A 6655-nucleotide genomic window follows, 5' to 3' on the forward strand; every position below is an offset into this window, starting at 1 on the left:
TAAAATGGTAAATCTAGAATGGTATCGCACTTTTAAAGCTGTATACAAAACAGGAACACTAACTGGAGCAGCAGAAGTTTTATTTATTTCTCAGCCTGGTGTAAGTTTACATTTAAGTTCGTTAGAAAATTATGTAGGTTATAAGCTTTTTGATAGAACGGGACGAAAAATGGTACCTACCGAAAGAGGAAAAGTATTGTATAACTTTACTTTAGATGCGTTATGTAAATTAGAAGAAGCCGAGCAAATTTTCCAAAGAAGTACTGAAAAGCATACACCTACTATTAGTATTGGTATGTGTTTTGAAACCTTTCAAACTACTTTAGAACAGTATATATCTACCTTACCTTTTAACGTAATTATTCAATTTGGAGAATACCCAGAAATGATAGAAAATCTAGAAAAAGGTATTTTAGATTTGATTATTACTCCTCAAATGGTAGCCAAAAATACACTCGATTATGAGGCCTTTTCTTCAGAAACTATTATTCTTGTGGGAGGAAATGAAATAGACACTAATGATTTAGAAGCCATTTTAGCAAAAAATGATGTTTTTGCCACTGAAAATTGGTTAAAACAACAAAAGTGGTATGGCACAACTGGAGACATGGAACATTTAAGACGGTTTTGGCAATTAAACTTTGGAAAGTCTGCTGATTTTCGTCCCAATTATATTGTACCTAATTTAAACTCTATAGTACGATGTCTAAGTAGTGGTAAAGGCTTAGCAGTGGTTCCTGATTTTTTGTGTAAAAAGGAAATCGAAAACGAACAAATCCAACTTATTTGGCATGGAAAAACACCTTTACAAAACACCTTACATTTTGCTACAAGAAAAAAAACGATGTATATAGAAGAAATTAATTTAATTAAAAAGATCTTTAAGGAACTAATGTAACCCTATATTATTCCTCTAATGAAGCAATAGCATACAAATGATTATAGGTTTCACAATGTATTAAAACATAAGTATATACATTTAAATCTGTTTCTTGTGGAATAGTATAGGTAGTGGCACTAGTTAAATCGCCTAAACTGATAAAAGTATTAGGTACATTTGTAGTTGAAAGATACACTTTTAAATCTGGTCCTTCGGAAATACTGAAATTTGTTAATGTAACATTTCTTTGTGTCCCATTTTTATAAATGGTAGCACTGCCCATTACATTTATTCCGCTGGTTGGTTCAAAAATTCCACTGCTCAAAGCTTGTGGTTGTGTTATTTGCTCGTTACTTACATCATCTTCTTTATTACAACCATTTAGGAAAACAATTAGTAACAATAGTATTATTTTTTTTAACATAACAATTAAATTTATACCTTAAAAATACATCATTTGTATGTTATTTATTGTTAGAAAGCTAACATAACGCTCTTTTTCAATAAAAAAGGGAACTAATTATGTTTAGTTCCCTTTAGCATTGTATTAATTAAATCTGGATTTAATTATTCTGACCAATAATGTAAGGTTGCATAAATCCATCCTTCTGGCTCTTCGTTTTCTGGAGTTACATCTACAATCGCAGATGAAGCACCATCCCAATAACCATCTCTAGCAATAAAGCGATACGTACCAATTGGCAAACTTTCAAATAAACCTGGCTCATATTGTGAATCATAATAGAAATCTCCTGTTTCTAAATTTGTTGCACCATAACCTGGTAAAGTACTTGCAGGTATTTCTTGTCCTGATTGTGTAACTAATTTAATGTATACATCAAAACGTACTTCAGTTGTTCTCGCCGTAGCTTCTTTAGTTTGTAATGCTTTTGAATCTAAATGATTCGTTTCGTTTATTTCTTCTTTATCACAAGAAATAAATAGTACTAAGGCTAACGCTAAAACAGCTCTTTTTAAATTTTTCATGTTATTAAAATGTTTGTTTGTATTATTTCAAATTTACAAAAATATCTTAGTAACTTAAAAACAGTTTACATTAATAAATGGTTATTTAAAAATAAACTCTACTATTATATGTTTGTTGGTTCATTTTCAAAAACTTACTTAAAGAAATAATCTCATTATAGTTATAGGCACTGTAAACAACACTATGTATTTAATATTTTTTAGTAATTATTTATATATTCTTAAAAAAATAGCATAAATTTTACTTAATTTGTAAAAACAACAACACTAATGCAATACAATACCAAAGAAACCGATCCTTCGGTTCTTTACAAACTTCTAACGGGTACTATTATCCCAAGACCTATAGGATGGATTTCAACTATTGATGCAAAAGGCATTAACAATTTGGCTCCTTTTTCCTATTTCAATATGGTAAGTAGCGATCCTCCTTGTGTTATATTTTCTACCCGTAGAGATAATGACACCAATAAAGATACGTTGAATAATGTGCTCGAAAACAAACAGTTTGTAGTAAATCTGGTTACTGAAAATGTAGTAGAGCAAATGAATCTTACTTCAGAAAGTGTAGGAGCTGAAATAGACGAATTTCAATTGGCTAACCTTACACCTATTGATTCCGTAGCTGTACTACCCAAAAGAGTTAAAGATAGTTTAGTTCATTTTGAATGTGAAATGATACACCATTATTTTATTGATAATGATTCTAAAGGTGGTGCTTGTGTGGTTATTGGTAAAATAATTACGATGCATATCGATGATTCCATTCTAATGGAAAATAATAGAATTAATTTAGAAACCTACACTCCTATTGCGAGATTAGCGGGTTCTAATTATGGAAAATTAGGAGAAATTTTTTCTATAAAGAGAAAATAAGAAACACATTTATTTAAAAATTATACAATTTTAGAAGCAAATTTTACAATACTAAAATGGCTAAAAAATTAAAAATAACAGTTGTAGGTGGTGGTCCTGGTGGACTATATTTTTCAATATTAACCAAAAAAGCAATACCTGATTGCGAAATTGATGTTTATGAGCGTAATAAACCAGATGATAGTTTTGGTTTTGGGGTTGTTTTTTCTGATGAAACCTTAGGCGAATTTTTAAAAAAAGACATGCCATCCTATGAGTTGATACGAAGCAAATTTGCATATTGGGATGATATTATTATAGCAAGAGATGGTCAGCAAGTGAGTAGCGCTGGAAATGGTTTTTGTGGATGTTCCCGAAAAACTTTATTACAATTATTACACTTACGTTGTGAACAAGAAGGCGTTCGTTTACACTTTGAAACTAATATAGAAAATCTAGAACCGTTTAAAGATTCAGACGTTATTGTAGCTTGTGATGGCATTAGTAGTACAATAAGAAGTCAGTTTGAGGATCATTTTGGTACACAAATCCAACTGAAGAAGAATAAATTTGTTTGGATGGGTTCGACCAAACCATTAGATGCTTTTACCTATTTTTTCAAAAAAACACCCATGGGTACAGTTGCTGCACACACGTATCAGTACGAAGAAGGAAGAAGTACTTGGATTTTTGAATGTGCACCTGAAACTTGGGAAAAATTAGGATTTGATGCTTATGACGAAAAAGATACTACTCAAAAACTAGAAGCTTTATTTCAAGACGAATTAGAAGGTCATGCTTTGATTACCAATAAATCACATTGGAGACAATTTCCACATGTAACTAATACAAATTGGTATAAAGATAATATAGTTCTTCTAGGCGATGCCAAAGCTACAGCCCACTATTCTATTGGCTCTGGAACCAAATTAGCCATGGAATGTGCCATTGCTTTATCTGATGCCATTGTAGCACATCCTGAAGCGATTACAACAGCTTTTGAATCTTATGAAAAAACCAGAAGAAATACAGTTGAAATGATTCAATATGCAGCTAATGTATCGCTAGATTGGTTTGAAAATATGGATAGACACATACAGCATGATTTTTATCAATTTGCCTTCGGCTGTATGACTCGATCTAAAAAAGTAACTTATGAAAACTTACGCATTCGCGATACATCCTTTACAGATAAAGTTTTACAAGAATTTAATAGCAATGTTAAAAATCAAAACGTTGCCTTAAGTACAGTCAACATGCCTGCTGCTTTTACTCCTTTTAAACTCCGCGATTTAGTATTACAAAATCGTATTGTTATGAGTCCGATGGGGCAATATACTGCGATTGATGGCGTAGTAAACAACTGGCATTTCCAACATTATACTTCTCGTGCTATAGGTGGTTTAGGATTGATTCTCACAGAAATGACTGCGATATCTGAAACAGGTAGAATTACTTTAGGTTGTGCGGGTATTTACACTAAAGAACAAGTCCATGAATGGAAAAAAATAACCAATTTCATTCATCAATATACTTCATGTAAGATAGGCATTCAATTAGGACACTCCGGAAGAAAAGGAGCTACTAAAAAGCCTTGGGAAACCGAAGAATTAAAAGAAAAATGGAATGTATTATCAGCTTCAGCTATTCCTTTTACAGAAAATACTTCTGTTCCAAAAGAAATGGATACAGAAGATATGCATGAAATTACTGAACAATTCATTCAAGCAACAAAAAACGCTCATGAAGCTGGTTTTGATATGATTGAATTACAAGCACATCATGGTTTTTTATTAGCTTCTTTTTTGTCTCCATTAACCAATATTCGTACAGATGAATATGGCGGGAGTATCATAAATCGTATGCGATTTCCACTTCATATTTTTCATGCTATTCGAGCTGTTTTTCCAATTGAAAAACCAATTTCTGTTCGTATTTCCGCTACAGATTGGACAGAAAACGGAATTACTGAAGAAGATGTAATCTATATCGCAAATGCTTTTAAAAAGGCTGGTGCAGATATTATTAATGTTTCCACAGGTAATACCGTAGCGAATCAAAAACCACTGACAGGCAGAATGTGGCAAACTCCTTTTTCTGATACTATTAGAAACATGGTTGCTATTCCTACCATTACAGCTGGATATATTCAGGATATTGACCAAATTAACACGATACTATTAAATGGTAGAGCCGATTTAGTTGCTTTAGGTAGACCGCTACTATTAGATCCTTATTTTGTAAGAAATGCACAAGCTTATGAAGGGTTTCAAGACCAAGAAATACCAAATCCATATCTCATGGGAGTATCTCATTTATATCCTTTAAAAGGAAGCGAAAGAAAACAAACAGAAGCAATGAAAAAGGCATTAAAACCTAAAAGTAATAAGAAATCATAATGAAACAGCTACTTATTTATTTATTCCTAATTCCTTTTCTAAATTTTTCACAAGTATGTGAAACCATTCAAAGTAATGATTCCAATTTATATTATCAAACTTTGGGTATGGGTAAGCCTATACTTATAATTAATGGTGGTCCTGGTATGAATTCTGAAGGATTTAGTTATTTAGCAAATGAATTAGCTAAAAGAAACTATAAGTCTATTATTTATGACCAAAGAGGAACCGGAAAATCAACGCTTAAAAATATAAATTCAGAAACTGTTACTATGGATGTTATGGTAGAAGATTTAGAAAACTTAAGAAAACATCTCAAAATCGAAAGATGGACTATTTTAGGTCACTCTTTTGGAGGTATTTTGGCAACGTATTATACTTCAAAATACCCAGAACGAATTGATAAGCTTATTTTTTCCTCATCTGGTGGTGTAAACATGAATTTTACAACAAATATTGAGGAAAGATTAGAAAATAATTTGACTCAAACACAATTAGATAGTCTTGCTTATTATCAAAGAAAGATTACAAATGGAGATCATTCAGTTGTAACCGCCAAACAAAGTGCTAAATATCTTGCTTTCGCCTATGTCTATGATAAATCTAAAGCTCCTGTTATTGCTGAGAGATTAACTCAAGTAAATACAGAAATAAATGCATTAGTTTTTAATAATCTGATAGAAATTAAATACGACTGCTCTCATGCTTTTACCAATTTTAAGCAACCTGTTCTTATTTTGCAAGGTAAAAACGATATTATTTCTGTAGCAACAGCTTCCGAAATTGCCAAAGCCTTTCCAACTTCTAAATTGGTACTAATGGAAAACTGCGGACATTATGGTTGGCTTGATGCTTACGAACTTTATTTTAGTTCCATTGTTAACTTTTTAAACGCTTAAAATGAAAACGTATATTGATAATTTTGCACACGATAATTTACCTTCTAAAGAGTTACTTCCTCAGTATTCTTTTTTGGATTTACCTCAGTTTAAAAGACCTGAAAATTTAAATTGCGTAGAAAATTTATTAGATATACATATCAAAAACGGCAATGGAAATGCTATTTGCATTCGCACTTTCGAAGAGACATGGACCTATCAAGATGTTTATGAAAAAGCAAATCAAATTGCTCATGTTTTAATTGATAATTTAGGATTAGTTTCTGGTAATCGGGTTTTACTAAGATCCGCTAATAACCCTATGATGGTGGCTTGTTGGTTTGCTGTCATTAAAGCGGGTGGAATTGTCGTTGCAACCATGCCACTACTCCGCGCAAAAGAACTTAGTACAATTATTGATTGTGCCGAAATCAGTATCGCATTATCTGATAGCGATTTGGCAGACGAACTCAATGTAGTTGCTTCTCCTTTTTTAAAACAGAAGTGCTTTTACAATAATGACGATTTGGAACAATTAATGCAAACAAAGCCCAAAACATTTCAAAACTATGCTTCAAAAAGTAATGATGTTTGTATTATAGGATTTACTTCTGGAACTACTGGATTACCTAAAATGACAGCCCATTTTCATAAAG

At 31.8% G+C, this 6655-nt stretch carries 7 protein-coding genes; 5 read left to right on the top strand and 2 right to left on the bottom strand.

Features of this window, described 5'->3' with window-relative positions:
* Positions 1-4 precede the first annotated feature (4 nt).
* Positions 5-898, top strand: coding sequence for a LysR family transcriptional regulator (locus tag CX675_RS03585; protein WP_130733846.1), 894 nt, complete (start codon positions 5-7; stop codon positions 896-898).
* A gap of 7 nt (positions 899-905) precedes the next feature.
* On the opposite strand, the gene CX675_RS03590 is transcribed toward CX675_RS03585, so the two are convergent.
* Positions 906-1304, bottom strand: coding sequence for a DM13 domain-containing protein (locus tag CX675_RS03590; RefSeq protein WP_130733847.1), 399 nt, complete (start codon positions 1302-1304; stop codon positions 906-908).
* A gap of 143 nt (positions 1305-1447) precedes the next feature.
* Complete coding sequence (locus CX675_RS03595; RefSeq protein ID WP_130733848.1) at positions 1448-1867, bottom strand: hypothetical protein; 420 nt, start codon at positions 1865-1867, stop codon at positions 1448-1450.
* Positions 1868-2137: 270 nt separating this feature from the next.
* Between CX675_RS03595 and CX675_RS03600 the strand changes: the two genes are divergently transcribed.
* The 4 genes from CX675_RS03600 to CX675_RS20105 form a co-directional block, all read left to right on the top strand.
* On the top strand, positions 2138-2743 hold the full coding sequence (locus CX675_RS03600; protein WP_130733849.1) for a flavin reductase family protein: 606 nt from the start codon (positions 2138-2140) through the stop codon (positions 2741-2743).
* A gap of 56 nt (positions 2744-2799) precedes the next feature.
* On the top strand, positions 2800-5121 hold the full coding sequence (locus tag CX675_RS03605) for an FAD-dependent monooxygenase (RefSeq protein WP_130733850.1): 2322 nt from the start codon (positions 2800-2802) through the stop codon (positions 5119-5121).
* Positions 5121-6020: an alpha/beta fold hydrolase gene (locus CX675_RS03610; RefSeq protein ID WP_130733851.1), complete on the top strand. Its 900-nt coding sequence runs from the start codon at positions 5121-5123 to the stop codon at positions 6018-6020. Before CX675_RS03605 ends, CX675_RS03610 begins: the two co-directional genes overlap by 1 nt.
* A gap of 1 nt (position 6021) precedes the next feature.
* A partial coding sequence (locus CX675_RS20105) for an AMP-binding protein (protein ID WP_240723583.1) occupies positions 6022-6655 on the top strand: 634 nt, incomplete at its 3' end.

Source organism: Flavobacterium sp. J27 (genome assembly GCF_004303025.1).
In the GTDB taxonomy this organism is placed as follows: domain Bacteria; phylum Bacteroidota; class Bacteroidia; order Flavobacteriales; family Flavobacteriaceae; genus Flavobacterium.